This window comes from Nocardioides luteus, from assembly GCF_015752315.1.
Lineage (GTDB): Bacteria > Actinomycetota > Actinomycetes > Propionibacteriales > Nocardioidaceae > Nocardioides.
The window spans coordinates 759,994-782,789 of sequence record NZ_JADOVJ010000001.1; the positions used below are offsets into that span (position 1 = coordinate 759,994).

Below are 22,796 nucleotides of genomic sequence, written 5' to 3' on the forward strand. Positions count from 1 at the left end.
ATGCCCAGAGAGTTTCATTCGCCGATGCGTCCCGGGGACGGCTTCTTCGACTCCCTTCTCGGGGGCCACGACCCTGCCCTGGTGCAGGAGGCGGCCGACGCGGCGGCGGCGGCGCTGGTGCGCGGTGCCCGCGACAGCGACGACCCGGCGGTCGCCGAGCGGATCCTCCATCTGGCCGAGTCCGAGGGCATCGAGACGATCGCGGAGGTGTGGTCGAGCTCGCCGGCGGAGTCGCTGGCCGGCTGCCTGTGGCGGCTCTACCTGCTCCGCAGCTGGGTCTACGCCGACCCGGTCGGTGCCGCCCGCGAGTTCGAGGCCGGCCGGGCGAAGGCCCAGGTCGCGCAGGTCGTGGCCGGGGTCGCGGAGCCTCCGGGGCCGCAGGAGCTCAAGGCGATGGTCGACGAGGTGCTGCGCGGCATCGCGGGCAGCGACTTCGCCGTGGTGCTCCTCCGTGCTGCCGCCTTCTCCCGCGTCATCGCCGCCGGCCGCGCAGCCCTGGACCCGGACGCCGCCGTCAAGGACGTACGCAACATGCTCCAGCTCTCCGAGCAGCTCGAGGCCGCGGGACATGCGGAGCTGGAGCAGCGGCTCACGTAAGTGCTGCTGAAGCGGAGCCCGGAGCGATGCGTGCGGTAGCCTCCTGCTCGCTTTGATGTGGCTGAGGTTGGCGGCACCGTTACACTGGTCGCCGAGCACGTCGGGCTGCGGCAGCCCCGGGTCCCAACTTCAGCCGCTACGAGCGGCCTTGCGCCGTGAGGCGCTCCCGGTCCGGCGTGTTCATCTAATTTTCGATGTCCCTCGGCCGGGTGGCCTGACGAAGCCACCGACCCAGGAGCCGAAGTGACCGACACCCAGCCCACCTCGCGCGAGGGCGCCATCTCCTACGAGCCCGAGATCGGCGACGGCAACGCCGACCCGGGCGAGGTCGTGTGGGGCTGGGTGCCCTACGAGGACGACGAAACGCAGGGCAAGGACCGGCCCGTCCTCGTCATCGGCCAGAAGGCCGGCCTGCTCCTCTGCCTGATGCTGACCAGCAAGGACCACGATCGTGACGAGGCCCAGGAGGCCCGGTACGGTCGGCACTGGATGGATGTCGGCACCGGCGGCTGGGACCGTCAGGGCCGGCCCTCGGAGGTGCGCCTGGACCGGCTGATCCGGATGGACCCCGCCGACGTACGCCGTGAGGGCGATGTGCTGGCCAAGGAGATCTTCGATGATGTGATCAAGGCCGCACGCGATCACCTCGCCTGAGGCGGTCCGGGGGCCTTCCCAGGCTGTGCTTTCTCAGGAAGTGTCCAGGTACGTATCGTAAAGTGAATCGCTGGTAAACCGGGTCTGTGGTTCCATCACAGACCCGGTCCTGGTGTTGAGATGGAGGAAATGGTGCGGCGCACGCGGATGGCAACGGCGCTTCTGGTGACGGTTCTCTCGGTGTCCCTCGCCGCCTGCGGCGGTGAGCCGGCCTCGAAGCCCTCGCCGAGCACCGCGACGAAGGCGCCGACCAAGGTGAAGCTCGTCTTCGGGGTCTCCGGCCACAAGACGCTGGTCGACACCTACAAGCAGCTGGCCGCCGAATACACCCAGGACGTCCCCAACGTCACCGTCGAGGTGAAGTCCTGGCCGACGGCCGACCAGCTCACCGCGGCGGTCACCGGCGGCGAGAAGGTCGACGTGGTGCTGACCCCCCGCGCCGACGTGAAGATGTTCGCCGAGGACAAGCGGATCCAGCCCGTCGACACCCTGCTCGAGGCCCGCAACGTCGACTTCGGCGACAAGTACTCCCGCGAGGCGATGGAGGACTTCTCCGTCGAGCGTCGCCTCGAGTGCATGCCCTACTCCGTCTCGCCGCAGGTCGTCTACGTCAACACCGGGCTGATCGACTTCGACGCCATGAAGGAGGAGGGCCTTCCGACCCCCACCGTCCGGGCCGACGGCTCGCTGCGGGGCTGGACCCTCGAGCAGTTCGGCTCGGCGATGACCTACGCCGCCGAGCACCACAAGGGTGTCCGGGGCACCTACGTCGAGCAGAACCTCTCCGCGCTGATGCCCTGGCTGGCCGGCGCCGGTGCCACGCTCTTCGACGACCCGCTGGCCCCGACGACCACGGCGCTCGGTGACTCGGCCGGGGCCTACGAGGACCTGGTCGAGGTGCTCGCCCAGCCCAACGTGCTGGCCACCGCGAAGGACCTCGGCGGTCGCACCCCGTTCCAGGCCTTCAAGCAGGGCCGCCTGGTCGCGCTGGCCGGCGACCGTTCGCTGGTCTCGGACCTGCGGGCGACCGACGGCATGGAGTGGGACGTGATGCCGATGCCGGGTGGCAACGGCACCACCGGTGACTACGCCGGCCTGTGCATGGGCTCCGAGGCCGCCGACCCCGACGCCACCGCCGACTTCCTCACCTACCTCATCTCGACCGAGTCGGTCGTGAAGATGGTCCGCACCGGCCACTTCGTGCCGGTCAACTCCGAGGTCGGCTACGCCCCGGTCTTCACCCAGCCCGAGCGCAACCCCAGGAACGCCCGCATCTTCACCGACACCGTGCGTGACATGCAGGTCCTCCCCGAGGCCGCCCAGCTCGCCCAGCTCCAGAAGGTCGCCGCCGTCGCGGTCCGGGGCTCGCTGGCGGTCGCCGAACCCGACCAGGTCGAGGAGTTCGCGGTCCAGATCGACGAGCTGTCCAAGACCGTCTTCCCCCAGCCGACGCCGTCGGGCTCGCCGTCGCCGTCGACCTCACCCAGCTCCTAGCAGCCGAGGCGTCAGTGACCGCCGGTCGAGCCGCGAGGCCGCCTGCGGCCGAGCGTGTCGAGACCAACACAGTCCTATCGAGCGCCGACGGGACTGTGTTGGTCTCGACACGCCTCCGCCTAGCGGCTCCGGCGGCTCGACCAGCGTGAGGCTGGGATCGGATCAGGGCTCGATGTCCGCGTGAAGGACGGCGTCGGTGAGGAGCGGGGCGGTGAGAGCGATCTGCCAGCCGCGCGCGCCGAAGCCGGAGAGGAGCTCGATGATGCCGTCGAGCAGAGCCCCGGGGTCACGGGTCGCCGGCGGCGTCCACATCGCGCGACGCAGGAAGTCGGGGGTGAGGAGGTTCTCGGCCGGAAGGTTGCGGGCCTCGGCGAGGGCGTTGACGGACTCACGCGCCAGCGCGAGGCGCCGGGCGGCGGCGGGGTCCTTGTCGGCCCACGCGCGTGGCGGGGGAGGACCGTCGGCACGCGGTGACCGCACCGGGAGCTCGTCCTCGTCCATCGTGACCGCGCGGTTGAGCGCCTTCACCCACGAGGTGACGTAGCGCTCGGCGCCGCGGCCGTGGAAGCCCTTGAGCCCGAGCAGCGCGGCCTTGTCCTGCGGGAGGTCCTGTGCGGCGGCCACGATCGCGGCGTCGGGGATGATCCGGCTCGGGGTGACGTCACGCTGCTGCGCGATCCGGTCGCGCTCGGTCCACAGCTCCCGCACCGCGGCGAGGCCGCGCCGGCCGCGGACGCGGTGCATGCCCGAGGTGCGCCGCCAGGCATCCGTACGCACCGGCGCCTCGAACCCGCGCAGCCAGTCGAACTCCTGACGGGCCCAGGCGTCCTTGCCCTGCGCGACGAGCTCGGCGGCCAGCGCCTCGCGCAGCTCGACGAGGACCTCGACGTCCAGCGCGGCGTACTCCAGCCAGGCGTCCGGCAGCGGCCGGGTCGACCAGTCGGCCGCGGAGTGCTCCTTGAGCATGGTGAAGCCCAGCACCGTCTCGACCAGGGTGCCGAGGCCGACCCGCGGATAGCCCAGCAGCCGTCCCGCGAGCTCGGTGTCGAACAGGGCGGCCGGGTGCAGGCCGAGGTCGCTGAGGCAGGGGAGGTCCTGGGTGGCGGCGTGCAGGATCCACTCGGTGCCCTCGAGCGCCTCGACGAGCGGCTGCATCGTGGTCAGCTCGATCGGGTCGATCAGCCAGATCCCGGAGCCCTCGCGGCGCAGCTGGATCAGGTAGGCGCGGTTGGAGTAGCGGTAGCCGGAGGCACGCTCGGCGTCGATCCCGACCGGCCCGGTCCCGGCGGCGATGGCCGCCGCGGCCTTCACCAGACCCTCGTCGGTGTCGGTCACCGGAGGCAGTCCGTCACGCAGGGTCAGCAGCGGCGCCGGAGCAGCATCTTCAGGTGTGTCCGGCCCCGTCTCGGCCTCGGCGTTGTCTTCGATCACGCGCCTCGCTGCCCTCGCCGGCTCGGTATGACGGTGACGCCCTCCGGCACCGGAGGAAGTCCCGCAGCCGTGCAGAGCAGCTCGCCCCATGCCTCGGTGTGCGGTCGCAGGTCCAGCTCGCCCGAGACGCTCCCCACCGGAGTCCAGGAAGCGCGGATCTCGATCTGGGCGGTGCCGTCCTCATCGGCCATCCCGCCATAGGACTCGGTGGCGACGCGGGTCACGGTGCCCGCAGCGGCGACGTGCTCGGCGCCGTGACCGGACAGGGCGTCGAGAAGCCAGGACCAGCCGACCTCGCCCAGCAGCGGGTCGCTGATGTGCTCGACGTCGATGTCGGCCCGTGCGTACGCCACCAGCCGGAACGTGCCGGGCAGTCCGTGCACCGTGCCCCAGGCGTCGTTGCCGTCCGGGTCGTGCAGCAGGATCAGCCGACCGGTCGCCACGTCGACGTCGCCGACGGTCACATCGGCCGACAGCGCCGCGGCGTAGGGAGCGATCCGCTGAGGCGCCGGCATCTCCTCGGCCAGCACCTCGGGCCGGAAGGTCGCGGCGCGCATTCCTTCCGCGGCGGACCGGAACACGGCAGGACCGCTCTCCGGTCCCGCGGCGGGACGCGACTCTCCACGGACGACCATGTGAACAGGGTATGTCTTCTGCGCGATTCGCGATGTGCGTACACGCCGCACCGGATGGGACCATTGCCCGGTGGCCGCTGTGAATACTCCTGGGAAGACCTCCGACGCGCTCGCTTCTTCCCCGTTCCTGCAGGCACTCGCGGGGCAGAAGCCGAGCCGTACGCCGGTGTGGTTCATGCGTCAGGCCGGCCGCTCGTTGCCCGAGTACCTGAAGGTCCGCGAGGGCATCGGCATGCTCGAGTCCTGCCAGAACGCCGAGCTGATCACCGAGATCACCCTCCAGCCCGTACGCCGCTACGGGGTCGACGCGGCCATCTTCTTCTCCGACATCGTGCTGCCGCTGAAGGCGGTCGGGGTCGACCTCGAGATCAAGCCCGGTGTCGGCCCCGTGGTCGCCGACCCGGTGCGCACCATGGCCGACGTGGAGGCGATCCCGGACCTGACCCCGGAGCACGTCCCCTACATCACCGAGGCCGTTCAGAACCTCACCGGCGAGCTGGCCGGCATCAACGGCGGCACCCCGCTGATCGGCTTCGCCGGCGCCCCGTTCACGGTCGCCTCCTACCTGGTCGAGGGCGGCCCCTCGAAGGAGTACGCCAAGACCAAGGCGCTCATGTTCGGTGCTCCCGACGTGTGGGACGCCCTGATGCGCAAGATCGCCGGGATCTCCGCCGCCTTCCTCGAGGTCCAGGTCCGCGCGGGCGCCTCCGCGGTGCAGCTCTTCGACTCCTGGGCCGGCGCCTGCACGCCCGCCGACTACGAGCGTCACGTGCTGCCCCACTCCACTGCGGTGCTGTCCCGGATCGGCGAGCTCGGCGTCCCGCGGATCCACTTCGGCGTCAACTCCGCCATGCTCCTCCCGCTGATGGGCAGCGCCGGTGCCGAGGTCGTCGGCGTCGACTGGCGCACCCCGCTGGACTGGGCGATCGACCAGCTCGGCGACGGCTTCGGCGTCCAGGGCAACCTCGACCCCGCCCTCGTCTTCGCACCCACCGAGGTCATGCTCGAGCAGGCCGGCAGGATCATCGAGACCGGCCGCCGGGCCAAGGGCCACGTCTTCAACCTCGGCCACGGCGTCATCCCCAGCACCGACCCCGACCAGCTGGCCCGGCTCACCGAGTTCGTCCAGGGCTACGAGCCGGCCGCGGGCTGAGACCGGGCAGCCGTCTCGGCGAGCAGGTCGAGCAGGCTGCGCGCCCCCGAGGTCGCACGCGCGTTGTGCCGCTGCACCGCGACCATCGTCACCCGGGAGCGATCCCCGGCCAGGGGACGTACGGTGATGTGCCCGCCGGTCTCGCGCGGGTCGCCGACGACGCTGTAGTCGGGCAGGAGAGTGAGCCCGAGGCCCTCGCCGACCATCATCTTGCCCATCTCGGCGCCGTCGGTGGCGTGCCAGTGGTGGGGGAGCTCGCGCCCGAAGACGCGGTGGGCGAAGCGGTACATCAGATAGCCCGAGCGCATGCCGACGAACGGCTCCTCGCGGAGCTCCGCGACGGTGATCTCGTCGCGGGAGGTGAGCGGGTGGCCGGCGGGCAGCACGACGATCGGCCGCCCGTGGAGCAGTACGGTGCCCTCGACCGTCGGCGGCAGGTCGTCGCCGTCGAGCAGGTTGACCAGGCCGATGTCGATCGTGCCCTCGGTCAGGGCGAGGTAGATGTCCTCCTGCACCATCGTGCGCACCTCGACGCTGGTGCGCGGATGCTCGTCCGCGAATCTCCGCAACGTCGGGAGCAGCACCGTCGAGGTGCCGGCGTGGACCGTGCCGACCCGGACCGAGCTGATCCCGGCGTGCTGGTCGCCGGCGGCCAGGCGGAGCCGGTCGACGGCCTCGAGGACATCCGACATGGAGTGCAGCAGGTCCTGGCCCTCGCGGCTGATCCGGGCACCCGCCCGGCGCCGGTCGAGCAGGGTCACGCCGAGCTCGCGCTCGAGCTTGGTGATCGCCTCGCTCAGCGCCGGCTGGGAGATGTGGAGCTGCTCGCTCGCGCGGCGCAGTGAGCCGTGCTGGGTCACGGCCGCGATGTACTCCAGCTGCTCGATCCTCATGTCGCTCCCTTGGAGGTGATCGGTCATCCCGAGCGGGTGATCGGTGATCGCTGGCGTCCATCCGGCGACCACCTGCTCATTCTCTACTAATTTAGTCGACTAAGGATGCAAGGTTCCACGACACAAGACTGAGAGGGCGCGATGACCACAGAGGCTGTACGCAACGCCGCGGAGTTCGATGCGGCACCCACGACCCCCGAGGGCTGGATCGACCGGGCACGCGAGGTGGCGACCCGTCTCTCCGTGGACGCGGTCGCCCGCGACCGGGCCAACCAGGTCCCGACGTACGAGGTGGACCTGCTCAAGCAGAGCGGCCTGGTCACCCTGCTCGGTCCGACCGAGCACGGCGGCGCCGGCCAGGACTGGACGACCGCGCTGCGCGTCGTCCGGGCGGTCGCCGCGGGCGACGGCTCGATCGGGCAGCTGCTCGGCTACCACTACCTCTGGGCCTGGGCGGCGCGACTCGTCGGCACCCCGGAGCAGATCGCCGCCGTCGAGCAGCTCTACACGGAGAACAACTTCTTCTTCGGCGGCGCGGTCAACCCCCGCGACGACGACCTGGTGATCACGGTCGAGGGCGACGAGCTCGTCTTCACCGGTCGCAAGTCGTTCTCGACCGGCGGTCGCATCTCCGACCTGACCGTGCTCGAGGGCGTCATCGAGGGCACCGAGAAGCACGTCTTCGCGATCGTCCCGACCCAGCAGGAGGCCATCGTCTTCGCCGGCGACTGGGACAACCTCGGTCAGCGGCTCACCGAGTCCGGCGCCGTCGAGATCAACGGCGTGCGGGTCCCGTGGGAGGCCGCGGCCGGCTACGTGAAGCAGGCCGACGGCTCGTTCGAGTTCCAGCCGCGGGTCTACAACACGCTCAACGTGCCGCTCATCCAGATCATCTTCGCCAACTTCTACATCGGGATCGCCGAGGGCGCGCTCAAGACCGCGGCGACCTACACCCGCGACACGACCCGGGCGTGGCCCTACGCCGGCGACGTCAAGGAGAGCGCGAGCGAGGAGTTCTACATCCAGGAGACCTACGGCGACCTCACGTCCAAGCTCTGGGCGGCCGAGGCGCTGGTCGAGCGGGCCGCGACCGTGATCGAGGCCATCAACTCCCATGCCGACGAGGTCACCGAGCAGGACCGTGGCGAGGCCGCGGTCGTGATCGCAGCGGCCAAGCAGGTCGCGATCGACGTCGGCCTGGAGATCGGCACCAAGGTCTACGACCTCACCGGTGCCCGGGCGACCTCCAACAAGGTCGGCCTCGACATCGCCTGGCGCAACATCCGGACCCACTCGCTGCACGACCCGGTGGCGCACAAGCGGGCCGAGGTCGGGCGCTACGCGCTGCTCGGCGAGATCCCGGCTCCGACCTGGTACACGTGAGGAGGCGGAGGTGACGACGCTCGACAACACCTTCCTGACCCGGCCGACCATCCGGACCGAGCGGCTCGACAAGCTGCGCGCCCGCTTCGCCCCGATCTTCGAGGAGATCGCGGCAGGCGCCCTCGAGCGCGAGCTGTCCGGAGAGCTGCCGACCGAAGCCGTCGACCGGCTCAAGCGGGCCGGCTTCGGCGCCGTCCGGGTCCCTGAGGAGTTCGGTGGCGCCGGCGCGACCCTCCCGGAGCTCACGCAGCTCTGGATCGACCTGGTCGCGGCCGACGCCAACCTCGCCCAGGCGCTGCGCGGGCACTTCGCCTTCGCCGAGGACCGGCTCTGGCACCACCACGCCGGGACGGGTCAGGAGATCTGGTTCGAGCGCTTCGTGTCCGGTGAGATCGCCGGGAACGCCTGGTCGGAGGTGGGGTCGACGACCATCGACACCCAGCAGACCGTGCTCACGAAGCGGTCGGACGGGACGTACGTCCTGAACGGGTCGAAGTACTACACGACCGGGACGATCTTCGCCGAGTGGGCCGACGTGTATGCACTGCTGGACGAGCCTGCCGGTGACGGCGCGCGGCCCGACGGTGAGAAGCAGTTCGTCATCGCGATCACCGACACCCGGGAGAACGGCGTCACCACGACCGACGACTGGGCGGGCTTCGGCCAGCTCGGCACGGGGTCGGGGACGACGACGTTCGAGAACGTCACCGTCCAGGCCGAGAACGTGCTCCCGTTCGGGCAGCGCTACCCCTACCAGACCGCGCTCTACCAGCTGAACCTGCTGGCGACGCTCGCTGGCATCGCCAGGGCGGCCACGGCGGACACGGTCGAGGCGGTGCGGGCGCGGGAGCGCAACTACTCCCACGCCAACGCCCCGCGGGTGCGCGACGACCCGCAGGTGCTCGCGCGTGTGGGTGAGATCGCCTCGGCGGCGTACGTCGTGGAGGCGGCGACCCTCCGCACCGCGACCGCGCTGCAGGAGAACGCCGACCTGGCCGGCTCGGGGGATGAGGCCGCGATCGCGGCGGCCAACGAGCGCGCCGAGCTCGAGTCCTCGGCGGCCCAGGTCGTCGTGACCGAGCAGGTGCTCACCGCGGTGACGAACCTGTTCGACACGCTCGGTGCCTCGGGCACGGAGCGGGAGCGTGGGTTGGACCGGCACTGGCGCAACGCCCGCACGGTCTCCTCGCACAACCCGCGCATCCTCAAGGCGAAGGTCGTCGGTGCGCACCTGGTGAACGGCACCCCGCCGCCGTACGCCTGGGCGATCGGCACCACCTCTCGCCCTGCCGCCTCCTGATAGGCGGCGCCTATCACGGGATCGGGTCTTCCGGTGGTCCACATCGGAAGATCCGGTCCCATCGCCTGTTTAATCCGATAAGTTTAATAGACATTAGCGATCCAAGGAGACCAGCATGACTTCACCGGCAACCGAGCCCCTGAAGTTCGCCTACTGGGTGCCCAACGTCAGCGGCGGCCTGGTGGTGAGCAAGATCGAGCAGCGCACCGACTGGAGCTACGACTACAACAAGAAGCTCGCGCAGCTGGCCGAGAACAACGGCTTCGAGTACGCGCTCTCCCAGGTGCGCTACATCGCCTCCTACGGCGCGGCCTACCAGCACGAGTCCACCTCGTTCTCGCTCGCGCTGCTGCTGGCCACCGAGCGGCTGAAGGTGATCGCCGCCGTCCACCCGGGGCTCTGGCAGCCCGGCGTACTCGCCAAGTGGCTGGCCACCGCCGACCACATCTCCGGCGGGCGCGCGGCCGTCAACGTCGTCTCCGGCTGGTTCAAGGACGAGTTCACCAAGCTCGGCGAGCCATGGCTCGAGCACGGCGAGCGCTACCGCCGCTCGGAGGAGTTCATCCGCTACCTGCGCGAGATCTGGACGAGCGACGCGGCCGAGCTCAACGGCGACTTCTACCGGTTGCACGACTTCGACCTGAAGCCGAAGCCGCTGGCCAGCGAGGGCCGGCCGCACCCGGAGATCTTCCAGGGCGGCAACTCCTCCGACGCCAAGGGCATGGCCGGCCGGGTCTCGGACTGGTACTTCGCCAACGGCAACACCCCCGAGGGCCTGGCCGCGCAGATCAAGGACGTCAACGCCGTCGCCGAGCCGCTGGGTCGCCGGGTCCGGTTCGGCATCAACGGCTTCATCGTCGCCCGCGACACCGAGAAGGAGGCGCGCGACACCCTCCGGGAGATCATCGACAAGGCCGACCGCGAGGCCGTGGAGGGCTTCGGCTCCGCGGTCAAGCAGGCCGGGCAGTCGACCGGCGACAAGACCGGGATGTGGCAGGACTCGAGCTTCGAGGACCTGGTGCAGTACAACGACGGCTTCCGCACCGGGCTGATCGGGACGTCCGAGCAGGTCGCCGAGCGGATCGTGGAGTTCAAGCGGGCCGGCGCCGACCTGATCCTCGGCGGCTTCCTGCACTACCTCGAGGACGTGGAGTACTTCGGTCAGCGCGTGCTCCCGCTCGTGCGCGAGCTCGAGGCGCAGCAGCTGGAGCCCGTGGCTTGAGCACGACGGAGATCGCCCGGCTCGACGCCGAGACCGCGCCCCTGGTCGCCCGACGGGTGGCCGAGGAGCTCGCGCTCGGCGACGGCGCCCGCGACCGGGACCGGGCGCTGCCCTACGACCAGGTCAAGGCGTACGCCGCCGCCGGGCTCGGTGCGCTCACCGTCCCGCTCGAGTTCGGCGGTCCCGCGCTCCCGGCCACGACCGTGGCCGAGGTGTTCCGGCTGGTCTCGTGGGGTGATCCCAACGTCGGCCAGGTGCCGCACAGCCACTTCGTCTTCCTCAACCAGCTGCGGCTGAACGGCACGCGTGAGCAGCAGCAGCGGATCTACAGCGAGGTGCGGGCCGGGGCGCTGGTCGCCAACGCGCAGTCGGAGTTCGGTACGAAGCACGTGCGGGACATCCGGACGATCCTCACACCTGCTCGGGAGGAGGGGGAGTGGCTGCTGAACGGCGAGAAGTTCTACTGCACCGGCTCCCTGTTCGCCGACTACCTCGCCGTCCTCGCCCGCCGTGACGTCGACGGGCCGCTGCAGGTGGCGTGGATCCGCACCGAGAGCCCCGGCGTCGAGATCATCGACGACTGGGACGCCGTCGGGCAGCGTACGACCGGGTCCGGGACGGTGCGCCTCACCGACGTCGTGGTTCCGGAGGAGTGGATCACCCCGTTCGCGATCACGTTCGACGTGCCGACGACCTATGGCGCCTTCGCGCAGCTGCTGCACGCGGCCATCGACGCCGGGATCGCCCGGCGTGCGCTGGACGAGGCCGCCGCGTTCGTCTGCACGAAGTCCCGCCCCTACGCCGACGCCGTCGCGATCGCCGGGGTCGAGACGGCCGCGCAGGACCCGCTGGTCGTCCAGGCCTTCGGCGAGATGGAGCTGGCCGTACGCAGCGCCGAGGCCCTCCTCGCCGAGGCGGGCCGACGCGTGGACGAGGCCGACGCGAACCTCACCGAGAAGTCGGCCGCGGAGGCGAGCCTCGCCGTGGCGGCCGCCCGCGCGTCGACCGCCAAGGTGTCGGTCGACGTCACCAGCCGGCTGCTCGAGGTCTCCGGCGCCCGGTCGGCTCTGACGACGACCGGCCTCGACCGCCACTGGCGCAACGCGCGCACCCACACGCTGCACGACCCGGCCGCCTGGAAGGTCCAGCACCTCGGGCGGTGGGCCGTCGACGGCACCCTGCCGCCACGGCACGGGCAGCTCTGACATCCCCACCACATCCCACCGAAAGGCAGTGATGAACACTCTCAAGTTCCACTGGTTCCTACCGACGAACGGCGGCGACGGCCGTCATGTGATCGGCGGCGGCCACGGCGTCAGCGCGCTGGCGGCGGGCCGTCCCGCGACCGTGCCCTACCTCGGGCAGATCGCCCGCAGCGCCGAGCAGCTCGGCTTCGAGGCGGCGCTGACGCCGACCGGGGCGTGGTGCGAGGACGCCTGGGTGACGACCGCGATGCTCAGCTCCCTCTCGGAGCGACTGAAGTTCCTGGTCGCCTTCCGGCCCGACTCGGTCTCGCCCTACCTGGCCGCGCAGATGGCGGGCACCTTCCAGAACCTGTCGGGGCAGCGACTGCTGCTCAACGTGGTCACCGGCGGCGAGGACCACGAGCAGCGGATGTATGGCGACTTCCTCGCCAAGGACGCGCGGTACGAGCGGTGCGGGGAGTTCCTGCACATCGTCCGCCGGCTCTGGGCGGGGGAGACGGTGACCTTCTCCGGCAAGCACCTCTCGGTGGAGAACGCGCGCCTGGAGCAGCGGCCGACACCGGTCCCGGACGTCTACTTCGGGGGCTCCTCGCCCGCGGCGCTGGACGTCGCCGCCGAGCACGCCGACGTCTACCTGACCTGGGGCGAGCCTCCGGCCGCGGTCGCCGAGAAGATCGCTCGCGTTCAGAAGCTGGCTGCCGACCGCGGGCGTGAGCTCCGCTTCGGGATCCGGCTGCACTCGATCGCCCGGGAGACCTCGGCAGCCGCGTGGGCCGAGGCCGACCGGCTGCTCGAGAACATCTCCGACGAGGACATCGAGCATGTCCAGGCGGGACTCTCCCGCAGCGTCTCGGAGGGCCAGCGGCGGATGCTGGAGCTCAACAAGGGCTCGCGCGACGGGCTCGAGATCCACCCCAACCTGTGGGCCGGCATCGGGCTGGTCCGAGGTGGCGCCGGGACCGCGCTGGTCGGCTCCTACACGGAGATCGCCGACCTGATCGAGGCCTACCACGCGGTGGGGATCACCGAGTTCGTGCTCTCGGGCTACCCGCACCTGGAGGAGTCCTACTGGTTCGGTGAGGGCGTCCTGCCCGAGCTCGCCCACCGGGGCCTGTGGTCCCACCCCGCCCCGGTCGTCGGCCGCGGGGCCGCGGTTCCGTTCGGACCCCCCCGATGAGCCAGGTGGCAGGTCTGGCCGCAACCGACCCGGCCGTCGAGGAGGTCGCCGGAGCAGCGCCCGCCGGGCGGGCGGTCTCGGCGCGCAGGAGCGTGCTCTCGCCACGGACCCTCAAGATCCTGCGCTCGCTCAGCCCGGTGTTCGTGCTGGCGGCTTGGCAGCTGTTCTCGTCGCTCGGGATCCTCGACGAGCGCACCCTGGCTTCGCCGGTGCAGCTGGCCGGCACCGCCTGGGAGCTGATCGGCAGCGGGCAGCTGCAGGAGGCGATCGCCGTCTCCGCGCGCCGTGCCGCCCTCGGCTTCCTGCTCGGAGCGCTGATCGCGTTCGTGCTCGGCGGGATCGTCGGCCTGAGTGCCCTGGGTGACGCCCTGGTCGACCCATTGGTGCAGATGCTGCGGACCCTGCCGCTGTTCGGGCTGGTGCCGCTGTTCATCATCTGGTTCGGGATCAAGGAGGAGCCGAAGATCTACCTGGTCGCGCTCTTCGTGATCGTGCCGCTCTACCTCAACCTGGTCGCGGCCCTGCGCGGTGTCGACCCGGACCTCGTCGAGGTCGCCGGTGCGCTGCGGCTCACCTGGTCCGAGCGCCTGCGCCACCTGTACCTGCCGGCGGTCACGCCCGGCCTGCTGGTCGGGCTGCGGCAGGCACTCGGCATGGCATGGATCGCGCTGATCGTCGCCGAGCAGGTCAACGCCGGCGCCGGTCTCGGCTTCCTGATCAACAACGCGCGCGACTTCTTGCAGACCGACGTGATCGTGGTCGGCCTGCTCTGCTACGCCGCGCTCGGCCTGGTCACCGACTGGGCCGTACGACTGCTCGAGCGCCGCGCTCTGCGCTGGCGTGACGAAGGGAGAAGCGCATGAGCGTCGTCGCCTCGCTGGCGCGGGTTGACCGCGCCTTCGGTGAGCACGAGGTGCTCGCCGGGATCGATCTGGAGATCCGCTCCGGGGAGTTCGTGGCCCTGCTGGGCCGCTCCGGCAGCGGCAAGTCCACCCTGCTGCGCATCATCGGCGGCCTCGACACCGGTGCCACCGGGACGGTGGTCACCGGCACCGCCCCGGCGGTCGTCTTCCAGGACCCGCGGCTGTTCCCGTGGCGTACGGTCCTCGACAACGTCGCCCTGGGTCTGCGGGGGCCCGGCGCCGTCGCCCACGCCCGGACGATGCTCGCGGAGGTCGGCCTGGAGGGGCGCGAGAAGGCGTGGCCGCGCCAGCTCTCCGGCGGCCAGCGCCAACGGGTGGCTCTGGCTCGTGCGCTGGTGCGCGAGCCCGACCTGCTCCTCCTCGACGAGCCGTTCAGCGCGCTGGACGCTCTCACCCGGATCGCCGCCCAGGACCTCGTACGCCGCCTGGTCGACGCCCACCGCCCGGCCGTCCTCATGGTCACCCATGACGTCGAGGAGGCCCTCCTGCTCGCCGACCGGGTGATCCTCATCGACGAGGGCGCCATCGTCCACGACGAGCAGATCGCACTGCCGCACCCGCGTCGACGCGACCACCCCGAGATCGTCGAGCGCCGAGCGGCGCTGCTGACGCTCCTGGGCGTCGTCGACCAGGCCGCATGACCCCCACCGACAGATAGAAGGCATCCCTACCGTGTCCCCACACAGCATCCTGACGCGTCTCCTCGTGGCCCCGGCCGCGCTCGTCCTGCTCGGCGGTGCGTTGGCCGCCTGCGGCTCGTCCGGCTCGGCCGACGCGGACAAGCCGGTCCTACGGGTCGGCGTCCAGAAGGACGGCATCCGCTCCGTGCTGACCCAGGCCGGCCTCCTGGAAGACCTTCCCTACGAGATCGAGTGGTCGGAGTTCACCGCTGGGCCGCCGATCATCGAGGCCGCTGCCGCCGACCAGATCGACGTGGCCTGGGTCGGCTCGGCCCCGCCGATCTTCGGTGCCGCGGCCGGAGCCGACTTCAAGGTCGTCGCCACCGTCGAGGAGCAGGACGAGAAGACCGACTCGATCCTGGTCCCGAAGGGGTCGGACATCACGTCCTCCGCCGACCTGAAGGGCAAGAGGATCGCGGTCGGCAAGGGCACCTCCGCCCACGGCCACCTGCTGCTGGCGCTCAAGTCGGCCGGCCTGACCCTCGACGACGTCGATCCGCAGTATCTCCAGCCCGCCGAGGGGCTGGCGGCGTTTCAGGCCGGCGAGGTCGACGCCTGGTCGATCTGGGACCCGTTCGTCACCCAGGCCGTCAACGAGGACGGCGCCGTCGACATCACGGCGGACGAGGGCGGCACCACCGACCCGTACCTCGCCTTCGAGATCGCCTCGGCCGCCTCGCTGGAGGAGACCGACACCCGCGGGTCGATCGAGCACTTCGTCGGCCTGGTCAGGGACGGCTTCGAGTGGGCACAGCAGAACCCCGACAAGTGGGGTGAGGGCTGGGCCTCGGAGTCAGGCCTCCCGGTCTCGACGACCAGCGAGGTGGCAGCGAAGAAGGCCTCCGTGGTCGGCCCGGTGACCGAGGAGCACATCGCCTCCGAGCAGCAGCTGGCCGATGCCTTCTTCGAGGCGGGCGAGATCCCCGAGAAGGTCGACTTCACGTCGGTCGTCGAGCCCGGGCTCATCGAGTAGATGACATCGCGACGAGAGGACGAGAGATGACGAACGTACCGCCGCTGACGACCAACCAGGATCTGGATCCGCAGGCACTGAGGAAGGCGTTCGGGGTCTTTCCGACGGGTGTGGTCGCGGTCGCGGCTCTGGTCGACGGCAAGCCGATCGGCCTGGCCGCCTCCTCGTTCACCTCGGTGTCCCTGGACCCGCCGCTGGTGTCCTTCTCGGTGGCCAGGACGTCGAAGACCTGGCCCGATCTGCGCCGCTCCTCGCACCTGGGTGTCACGGTGCTCGCCGAGCACCACGGCGAGGTCTGCCGCCAGCTCGCCGGTCCGGTCGACTCCCGCTTCGACGGGCTGGTCGTCAGCGAGACCGTCGACGGGGCGCTGACCCTGGACGAGGGCCTGGCTCGCTTCGACTGCACGGTCTACCGCGAGGTCGAGGCCGGCGACCACATCGTCGTACTCCTCCAGCTCCACGCCGCCGACCACGGCGCCGGCCAGCCCCTGGTCTTCCACCGCTCCAACTTCGGAAAGCTGGCCAGCTGACCCGATCCGGCCGGGGCGTCACGTACGTCGGCCGAGACGTCACATACGTCGGCCGAGTCGGCACTGCGGTGCCGGCTCGGCCGACGGGGGTGACGCCTCGGCACTAGGGTTCGACTGTGGATGTCTTCGGAGTCGTAGCCCTCGTCGGTCTGGTTCTGCTCTACCTCGTGATCGAGTCCTCGTCGAGCAGGACTCGCATGGAGCTCACCCGCCGGCTGAACCGGCTCGAGGACAAGGTCGACCTGCTCCTGAAGCACGCGGGGCTGGAGGAGCCGCCGGTGCCGCGTCAGGACGAGGTGGTGGCGCTCGTGCGCGCGGGCAAGAAGATCGAGGCGATCAAGGTCTATCGGGAGGCGACCGGCGTCGGCCTGGTCGAGGCCAAGAACGCGGTCGAGCGGCTCGGCTGACCCAGGTCATCGTCAGGGTGCGAGACTTCTCCTGTGCGTGTCATCGTCGTCGGAGCAGGGATCGCCGGACTGACCGCGGCCCGCGACCTGTCGCTGAAGGGCCACCGGGTCACGGTGCTGGAGGCCTCGGACCGGGTCGGAGGGAAGATCCGCGGGGAGTCCGTCGCCGGACACCTGGTCGACGTCGGTGCCGAGGCGATGCTCAACCGCCGGCCGGAGGGCGTGTCCCTCGCTCGTGAGATCGGCCTCGAGATCGTGCACCCGACCGACGCGAAGTCCTCGATCTGGTCGCGCGGCGCGCTGCGGCCGATCCCGCGCTCGATCATGGGCGTACCCCTCGACCTGCCCGCGCTGGAGTCGGCCGGTCTCCTCTCCGAGGAGACCCTGGAGGTCGTACGCCGCGAACCCACGCTCCCACCGGCGAAGACGGACGAGGACATCTCCGTCGGCGACTTCATCGCGTCCCGGTTCGGGGACGAGACCGCCGATCGGCTCGCGGACCCGTTGCTCGCCGGGGTCTACGCCGGCCACGCCCGCGCGATCTCGGTGAAGGCGGCCGCGCCGCAGCTGTTCATGCTGGCCGAGAAGGGGTCGCTGCTGGAGGCCGCCGCCGCGCTGCCGACCTCCGACGTGCCGGTCTTCGCAGGCATCGACGGCGGCATGTCCCGGCTGCCCACGACCCTCGCCGAGGGCCTCGACATCAGGCTCAACACCCCGGTCGACACCGTCACCCGGACCCCGCAGGGATTCCTGATCGAGACCGGCGACGAGGTGGAAGCCGCCGATGCCGTAGTGGTCGCGACTCCCGCTCCGGTGGCCGCACAACTGCTCCGCTCGACGGCCCCCTCGGTCGCCCGCGAGCTGTCCGCGATCGAGACCGCCAGCGTCGCCGTGGTGACCTTCGCCTTCTCCGAGCTCCCCGCGGAACTGTCTGGCAGGTCGGGATTCCTCGTCCCACCGGTGGAGGAGTGCGCGATCAAGGCCTCGACCTTCTCCTTCGCCAAGTGGGCGTGGGTGGGGGAGCGCGGCAACTACCTGCGCACCTCTATCGGGCGTCACGGCGAGCCGCCCTCGGACGACGACGACCGTCTGGTCGCCGACTCCCTCGCGGCCCTCGAGCAGATCGTCGGGATCACGGCGACACCGACCGACGTGCACGTCCAGCGCTGGACCGACGGGCTCCCGCAGTACCCGGTCGGTCACCTCGACCGGGTCGCCCGGATCCGCCAGGGGCTCCGCGCGGTGCCCGGTCTGACCCTCGCCGGCGCCTCCTACGACGGCGTCGGGATCCCGGCCACGATCGCCTCGGCGCACCGAGCCGCCGAGGACCTGAGCTGACTCAGGCCGGCACCCACCGGAGGGTCGAGACGCAGACGTCCAGAGCCAGCTTCCACGCCAGGAACTTCTCGTCGGTCGCGGCCATGTCCATCGGCCGGGCGAGCGTCGCGGTCAGCTGGAGCCCCCGGCGCCGCTTCGAGCCGGGGACGGGGGTCATGTAGACGATCGACGTCACGATCACGGCCTCGTCGCCCTCGGCGGTCCGGGTCGACTCGCGCTCGTAGCGGATGAACCGTTTGTCCCCGAAGAGCGGCTGGGCGCCGTGGTCACGGATCAACGCGGCGACGTGGGTGTCGAGGGTCCCGCCGCTGTGGGCGTGGAACGTCGTCGCGACGATCGCGCCGGGGATGATGGCGAGGCTGTCGGTCGGCGCGGTGGCAGCGAAGTAGGCCTTGACCTGCTGCTGCTTCATGAGTGCGTACGCCTGATCGAGCTGGGCACGCATGGAGGCGTGGAGCTCGGGCCTGTTGATGCTCATGAAGCGCTTCTTCAACGCCGCGTCCATCGCGGCTCGGTCGGCCTCATCCGGGGAGTGTCGTTCCCAGCCGGGGAGCAGCCTCAGCTGGAACTCCGGCTCTTTGGCGCCACCGAGCATCTCGCGTAGCGAGGACTGTGGGGCTGATGCTGCCTCAGACAAAGGACGAGTCCTCCCAGACGTCGAACGGGTCGCTCGGCATACCGGGGACCGGCTCTGCCGAGAACGGGGTGCCATCGGGGCGTACGACCTCGAGCTCGGCGAGGAAGAGCGGCATGTCCGCGATGGTGAGACCGAAGATCTCGGGTGCGCCTGCCTCGACCACGACCATCACGCTGATCTCCTGCGTCGAGAAGACGAAGATTCCGGTGAGGAACTCGACGGCCTCACCGTCGAGCTCTCCGGTCTTGGACGCGAGACATCTCAGTCCGGGACCGAGAGCGGCCCCGGCGTACTCATCGACGTCGAAGCCCTCCTGCCGCCACTCCTCGGCCGAGGTCGGCTCGCCGCCCCCGAGTACGACCCGCACCCGGCTGACGACCGGCGCGGGCAGCGGCCAGTGGAGCATCGAGGCCAGCGTCCCGGGGTGGAGGTCGTCGGCGAGGTGGTGCGCGAGCAGGGCCCGCGCGTCGGGGTCGACCTCGTCGGTCCACTCGCCGTCCCAGGTGTCGCGGAGGGAGGCGAGTACGTCCTCGACCCACCTCTCCGCACCCGCGGCGTCGAGCTCGCCCGAGTTCGGGACCCAGATCCATCGCTCCGACGGCTGGGCGATCTCAGCGTGCCATGTCTCCGGCATCATCCCTCCGAGGGCTGTGCGCTCTGCTGGTCATGGGTGCGCCGCTCGTTCAGCGACCGGCTCGTCGAGGTGGTGCCGTACCACTCGCCTGCCCACTTGCCCAGGCCGCTGAGCCCGTCGAAGCCGGCCCCGACCTTCTGGGCCCAGGTCCCTGTGCGCACCGCACCGAAGATCGCCATCCCGGTAGCGATGTCGGAGCCGCTCATGATGCCCACGGGAATGTCCTTCGGGGGCTTGAACGGGTTGGCCATCCAAGCAGCCCTGGTGCGGGGCACCTCCCTGAAGCCGGTGGAGATGGAGAGCGCGGTCTTGAACTTGGCGCCGAACGTGACATTCACGGGAGGTGGGTTCAGCGGCACCGCTCGTTTCAGAGCGAAGTTTCCGTAGCCTCGTCCGGCCGCGCCGGCGGTCTTTCCGCCGGAGGCGGCACCCTTCCCCAACTGGCCCCAGGCCTTGCCGATCTGACCGAGCTTTCCGAAGGGAAGAACGGCGAGTACTGCCAAGAGCACATCCGTGACCTCGCATTTGCCTGCTGACGCCTGGACGATCTTGCCGATCAGCACCAAAGCTCCGAGGGCGAATCCGATGACGGCGACGATGCCACCGAGGAAGAGTCCGGCGATCATGAAGACCATGGCGATGACCTCGAGGATGTTGATGAGGAAGCCGAAGATCTCCCAGAAGCCGTCCTTGATGCTGCCGGCCATCTCGTTGCCGATGCCGTTGACCGCGAGGTCGTAGGCGTCTTCCCAGGTGTCGTACTGGGCATCCCAGCTCTCGGCGTCGTCGTGCCACTCGTTGTAAGCGGTCTCCTTGGCCTGGCCTTCCTCGTCGTCGGCCTCGCGGTCTCCCGGGAGCGCCTCGTAGGTCGCCCACTTGTCCGTGCACGAGTCGACCAACGGGCCCATCTTGGCCTGGAGCTCGCCGAGACTCGTGCCGTACGCAGCGATCAGGGGCCCGACGGGGGTGTACAGCTCGCTGGCCTCCCGCAACGTCTCGTAGGAGGACCCGATCTTGTCCTGGAGCTCAGCGACGGCCTTGCCCTGCATCTGGCCGTCGGCCAGCTCACCGGTGGCGATCTGCTCGAGCACGGTGGCCGCCTCGGACATCTGCACGCCGAGCTCTTCGATCTTGTTGCCGCGAGCGACGATCACCGCCGAGTCGCCGGTGAGGGGTTGGATCTCCCGACCCTTGGGTGACTGATCCATGACTCACTCCATCCGTCTATTTCTGCTGGAACAGGAGAGCCGTCTCGCTGTCCCAGTTCTGGAATCCCTCGACGACGCCTTTGATGTGGTCCCGCACGTCGGAGAGCTCGTCCTTGAGGTCCTTGCGCTTCATGTCCCAGCGCTGCTCGAAGTCGTCGGCCTGACCGCGCAGCTCACCACGGTGGAACGGGTTGCCGATGGCGCCTTCGAGCGCATCGGCGTTGCCGACGGCGTGGTCGAACTCGTCGATGATCGAATCAAGCTTCTTGACCGTCTGATCAAGGGTCTCGATCTTGATGGAGACGTCTGCCATGTCACCACGCCTTTCCGGTGTGCCCAGGGCTCGTCGAGGACACGCGAAAGCGCTCTCAGCCGCGGGCGAATGGGGGGATCGAGGTGGCGCACAACCCGAGACAACCTGGCGATGGACACCCGAGTGGAACGTTACAACACGGCCTGGCGTGGAGGGTTAACAAACTCCCAATCGATGGTTGAAAACTGTCGATGATCTCACCGCAGGAACGCGACGATCCCGGCGAGAGCCTCCGGTGCGGCCGGGGCGACCCCGGGGAGCGACATGAACCCGTGGAACGCGGTGTCGTAGTCGACCAGCGAGACCGGCGTGCCGGCAGCACGCAGGGCCTCCGCATACCGGGTGCCGTGGTCGCGGATCGGGTCGTGCAGCGCGGTGATGATGTGGGCCGGCGGCAGGTCGGCGTGGGAGGCGGCGCGCAGGGGAGAGGCCTGCCAGGACTCGTCCCCGTAGCGCTCGCCCATGTAGAGGTGGCCGAAGGTGCTCATCTGCGTCGAGGTGAGCACCGGCCCGTTGGCGTTGGCGGCCTCGGAGGGGAACTTCTCGTACATCTCCACCGCCGGGTAGATCAGCACCTGCGCCCGCACCGAGGGACCGCCCGCATCACGGGCCATCAGCGACACCACGGCCGCCAGGTTGCCGCCGGCGCTGTCGCCCATCACCGCGATCCGCGAGGGGTCGCCGCCCAGGTCGGCCGCATTCTTCGCGACCCACTCCAACGCCGACCAGGCGTCCTCGACGGCAGTCGGGAACGGATGCTCGGGCGCCAGCCGATAGGACGGCGCGACCACGATCGACCCGGTGCCCGCGGCCACGTGAGAGGAGACCCACGCGCTCTGCTCCGGCGTCCCGAGGCACCAGCCGCCACCGTGGTAGTTGATGACGACCGGCGCGGCCTCGCCGACGCCGGGAGGCGTGTAGATCACGAAGCGGCGCCCGTCGACGTACGTCTCCTTGACCGCGACGTCCGCGGGGCGCCCGAAGAGGAAGGCGGTGACCGGGCCGGTGCGGAGCCCCTCGCGCTGGGCGCGCAGGGCGATCATCTCCTCGGCGTTCAGCGGCGTCTTGACCAGGCGCTCCTGGAGGAAGGCGAAGATGCGGGTACGCAGCGGCAGCATGGGCTCACCATAGAGCCCGGTGGGGACCCGGTGACCTGCCTTGGCGCAAAATGGGGGCATGACCGACCCGCAGGCCGACATCAAGTCCAACGCAGCCAAGATCAACGAGCTCAACGCGACCATCCGCTACACGATGTGGTCGGTCTTCTCCCTGGAGGAGACCCTCGGCGACGCCGACCGCAAGGCCGAGGCGGTCGAGGTCGAGGAGCTCTTCGCCGCCTTCGCCGAGGAGGACATCGTGGTGCGCGGCACCTACGACGTCGCCGGCCTGCGCGCCGACGCCGACGTGATGTTCTGGCTGCACGCCGACTCCTCCGACAAGCTCCAGTCGGCCTACCACCGCCTGCGCCGCACCGCCTTCGGCGGCCGCCTGGTGCCCGTGTGGTCGCAGATGGCCCTGCACCGCCCGGCCGAGTTCAACCGCAGCCACCTGCCGGCCTTCCTCGCCGACGAGCGCACCCACGACTACGTCGCGGTCTACCCGTTCATCCGCTCCTACGAGTGGTACCTCCTCGACGACAAGGAGCGCCGCCGCCTCCTCGCCGAGCACGGCCAGATGGCGCGCGACTACCCCGACGTGCGGGCCAACACCGTCCCGTCCTTCGCGCTCGGCGACTACGAGTGGATGCTGGCCTTCGAGGCCGACGATCTCTCCCGCATCGTCGACCTGATGCGCCACCTCCGCGGCTCCGAGACCCGCCGCCACGTACGCGAGGAGGTGCCGTTCTACACCGGCGCCCGCGTCGACATCGCCGACCTCCTGGATCGCCTTCCCTGACCGGTCGGTCGCGTCTCTGAAATTCGCTGTCGGCCCCCGTACGTCTCCACTAACCTCGTCCGTCGCGGTGGCTCGTGCTCGGGGTCGATTTGCCGATCCCTTCACGTCCTGCT

Annotated in this window: 24 protein-coding genes; 16 read left to right on the top strand and 8 right to left on the bottom strand. The window is 70.2% G+C overall.

The genetic code is table 11. The features are described from left to right. The 3 genes from HD557_RS03690 (at nt 1) to HD557_RS03700 (ending at nt 2,745) form a co-directional block, all read left to right on the top strand. Nucleotides 1–597, top strand: a complete 597-nt coding sequence (locus HD557_RS03690) for a hypothetical protein (protein ID WP_040756003.1) — start codon at nt 1–3, stop codon at nt 595–597. 243 nt (nt 598–840) lie between these two features. Then, nucleotides 841–1,251 carry a type II toxin-antitoxin system PemK/MazF family toxin gene (locus HD557_RS03695; RefSeq protein ID WP_196872839.1) on the top strand — a complete coding sequence of 137 codons (411 nt, stop codon included), beginning with the start codon at nt 841–843 and terminating at the stop codon, nt 1,249–1,251. Nucleotides 1,252–1,398: 147 nt separating this feature from the next. Next, nucleotides 1,399–2,745 (top strand): ABC transporter substrate-binding protein, encoded by a 1,347-nt coding sequence (locus tag HD557_RS03700; protein ID WP_196872840.1) that lies wholly within the window; start codon nt 1,399–1,401, stop codon nt 2,743–2,745. A gap of 162 nt (nt 2,746–2,907) precedes the next feature. On the opposite strand, the gene HD557_RS03705 is transcribed toward HD557_RS03700, so the two are convergent. Both HD557_RS03705 and HD557_RS03710 read right to left on the bottom strand, forming a co-directional pair. Next, on the bottom strand, nt 2,908–4,176 hold the full coding sequence (locus HD557_RS03705; protein WP_196872841.1) for an HRDC domain-containing protein: 1,269 nt from the start codon (nt 4,174–4,176) through the stop codon (nt 2,908–2,910). Then, nucleotides 4,173–4,811 (bottom strand): DUF3000 domain-containing protein, encoded by a 639-nt coding sequence (locus HD557_RS03710; RefSeq protein WP_050800902.1) that lies wholly within the window; start codon nt 4,809–4,811, stop codon nt 4,173–4,175. The genes HD557_RS03705 and HD557_RS03710 overlap by 4 nt, the downstream gene beginning before the upstream one ends. 70 nt (nt 4,812–4,881) lie before the next feature. Between HD557_RS03710 and hemE the strand changes: the two genes are divergently transcribed. Then, on the top strand, nt 4,882–5,964 hold the full coding sequence (gene hemE / locus HD557_RS03715; protein ID WP_196872842.1) for a uroporphyrinogen decarboxylase: 1,083 nt from the start codon (nt 4,882–4,884) through the stop codon (nt 5,962–5,964). Here the strand turns inward: hemE and HD557_RS03720 are convergent. Then, nucleotides 5,943–6,857, bottom strand: a complete 915-nt coding sequence (locus HD557_RS03720; RefSeq protein ID WP_196872843.1) for a LysR family transcriptional regulator — start codon at nt 6,855–6,857, stop codon at nt 5,943–5,945. The genes hemE and HD557_RS03720 overlap by 22 nt on opposite strands. Before the next feature lie 141 nt (nt 6,858–6,998). Between HD557_RS03720 and HD557_RS03725 the strand changes: the two genes are divergently transcribed. From HD557_RS03725 to hemG, 11 genes are all read left to right on the top strand, one after another. Beyond that, nucleotides 6,999–8,240 (top strand): acyl-CoA dehydrogenase family protein, encoded by a 1,242-nt coding sequence (locus HD557_RS03725; RefSeq protein ID WP_196872844.1) that lies wholly within the window; start codon nt 6,999–7,001, stop codon nt 8,238–8,240. A 10-nt stretch (nt 8,241–8,250) separates the two neighbouring features. Next, nucleotides 8,251–9,540 carry an acyl-CoA dehydrogenase family protein gene (locus tag HD557_RS03730; RefSeq protein WP_196872845.1) on the top strand — a complete coding sequence of 430 codons (1,290 nt, stop codon included), beginning with the start codon at nt 8,251–8,253 and terminating at the stop codon, nt 9,538–9,540. Between the two features lie 115 nt (nt 9,541–9,655). Beyond that, a complete protein-coding gene (sfnG, locus tag HD557_RS03735; protein ID WP_196872846.1) occupies nt 9,656–10,762 on the top strand; it encodes a dimethylsulfone monooxygenase SfnG in 1,107 nt (368 codons plus the stop codon). Beyond that, a complete protein-coding gene (locus HD557_RS03740) occupies nt 10,759–11,967 on the top strand; it encodes an SfnB family sulfur acquisition oxidoreductase (RefSeq protein ID WP_196872847.1) in 1,209 nt (402 codons plus the stop codon). Before sfnG ends, HD557_RS03740 begins: the two co-directional genes overlap by 4 nt. A 31-nt stretch (nt 11,968–11,998) precedes the next feature. Continuing rightward, the gene (locus HD557_RS03745) at nt 11,999–13,144 is read left to right on the top strand and encodes an LLM class flavin-dependent oxidoreductase (protein WP_196872848.1); all 1,146 of its coding nucleotides are present in this window, start codon (nt 11,999–12,001) and stop codon (nt 13,142–13,144) included. Beyond that, nucleotides 13,141–14,007: an ABC transporter permease gene (locus HD557_RS03750; RefSeq protein ID WP_231380165.1), complete on the top strand. Its 867-nt coding sequence runs from the start codon at nt 13,141–13,143 to the stop codon at nt 14,005–14,007. The genes HD557_RS03745 and HD557_RS03750 overlap by 4 nt, the downstream gene beginning before the upstream one ends. After that, nucleotides 14,004–14,708, top strand: a complete 705-nt coding sequence (locus tag HD557_RS03755) for an ABC transporter ATP-binding protein (RefSeq protein WP_196872849.1) — start codon at nt 14,004–14,006, stop codon at nt 14,706–14,708. The genes HD557_RS03750 and HD557_RS03755 overlap by 4 nt, the downstream gene beginning before the upstream one ends. Nucleotides 14,709–14,739: 31 nt before the next feature. Continuing rightward, nucleotides 14,740–15,720 carry an ABC transporter substrate-binding protein gene (locus HD557_RS03760; protein ID WP_196872850.1) on the top strand — a complete coding sequence of 327 codons (981 nt, stop codon included), beginning with the start codon at nt 14,740–14,742 and terminating at the stop codon, nt 15,718–15,720. Nucleotides 15,721–15,746: 26 nt separating this feature from the next. Beyond that, entirely contained in the window at nt 15,747–16,250 is a 504-nt protein-coding gene (locus HD557_RS03765) for a flavin reductase family protein (protein ID WP_008361120.1), read from the top strand. A 116-nt stretch (nt 16,251–16,366) separates the two neighbouring features. Next, nucleotides 16,367–16,657, top strand: coding sequence for a ribosomal protein L7/L12 (locus HD557_RS03770; RefSeq protein ID WP_196872851.1), 291 nt, complete (start codon nt 16,367–16,369; stop codon nt 16,655–16,657). A 33-nt stretch (nt 16,658–16,690) separates the two neighbouring features. Further along, entirely contained in the window at nt 16,691–17,995 is a 1,305-nt protein-coding gene (gene hemG / locus HD557_RS03775) for a protoporphyrinogen oxidase (RefSeq protein WP_196872852.1), read from the top strand. Nucleotide 17,996: 1 nt separating this feature from the next. Here hemG and HD557_RS03780 read toward each other — a convergent pair whose 3' ends face one another. The 5 genes from HD557_RS03780 to HD557_RS03800 all read right to left on the bottom strand — a co-directional run bounded on the left by HD557_RS03780 (nt 17,997) and on the right by HD557_RS03800 (nt 21,905). Beyond that, complete coding sequence (locus HD557_RS03780) at nt 17,997–18,632, bottom strand: protein TPRXL (RefSeq protein ID WP_196872853.1); 636 nt, start codon at nt 18,630–18,632, stop codon at nt 17,997–17,999. Further along, nucleotides 18,625–19,266 carry a hypothetical protein gene (locus tag HD557_RS03785; RefSeq protein ID WP_196872854.1) on the bottom strand — a complete coding sequence of 214 codons (642 nt, stop codon included), beginning with the start codon at nt 19,264–19,266 and terminating at the stop codon, nt 18,625–18,627. The genes HD557_RS03780 and HD557_RS03785 overlap by 8 nt, the downstream gene beginning before the upstream one ends. Beyond that, nucleotides 19,266–20,474 carry a hypothetical protein gene (locus HD557_RS03790; RefSeq protein WP_196872855.1) on the bottom strand — a complete coding sequence of 403 codons (1,209 nt, stop codon included), beginning with the start codon at nt 20,472–20,474 and terminating at the stop codon, nt 19,266–19,268. The genes HD557_RS03785 and HD557_RS03790 overlap by 1 nt, the downstream gene beginning before the upstream one ends. A gap of 16 nt (nt 20,475–20,490) precedes the next feature. After that, a complete protein-coding gene (locus HD557_RS03795; RefSeq protein ID WP_196872856.1) occupies nt 20,491–20,787 on the bottom strand; it encodes a flagellar protein FlgN in 297 nt (98 codons plus the stop codon). Nucleotides 20,788–20,984: 197 nt separating this feature from the next. Then, nucleotides 20,985–21,905 carry an alpha/beta hydrolase gene (locus HD557_RS03800; protein WP_196872857.1) on the bottom strand — a complete coding sequence of 307 codons (921 nt, stop codon included), beginning with the start codon at nt 21,903–21,905 and terminating at the stop codon, nt 20,985–20,987. 58 nt (nt 21,906–21,963) lie between these two features. Here HD557_RS03800 and hemQ point away from each other — a divergent pair, with 58 nt between their 5' ends. Beyond that, nucleotides 21,964–22,683 (top strand): hydrogen peroxide-dependent heme synthase, encoded by a 720-nt coding sequence (hemQ, locus tag HD557_RS03805; protein WP_008361137.1) that lies wholly within the window; start codon nt 21,964–21,966, stop codon nt 22,681–22,683. Nucleotides 22,684–22,796 lie beyond the last annotated feature (113 nt).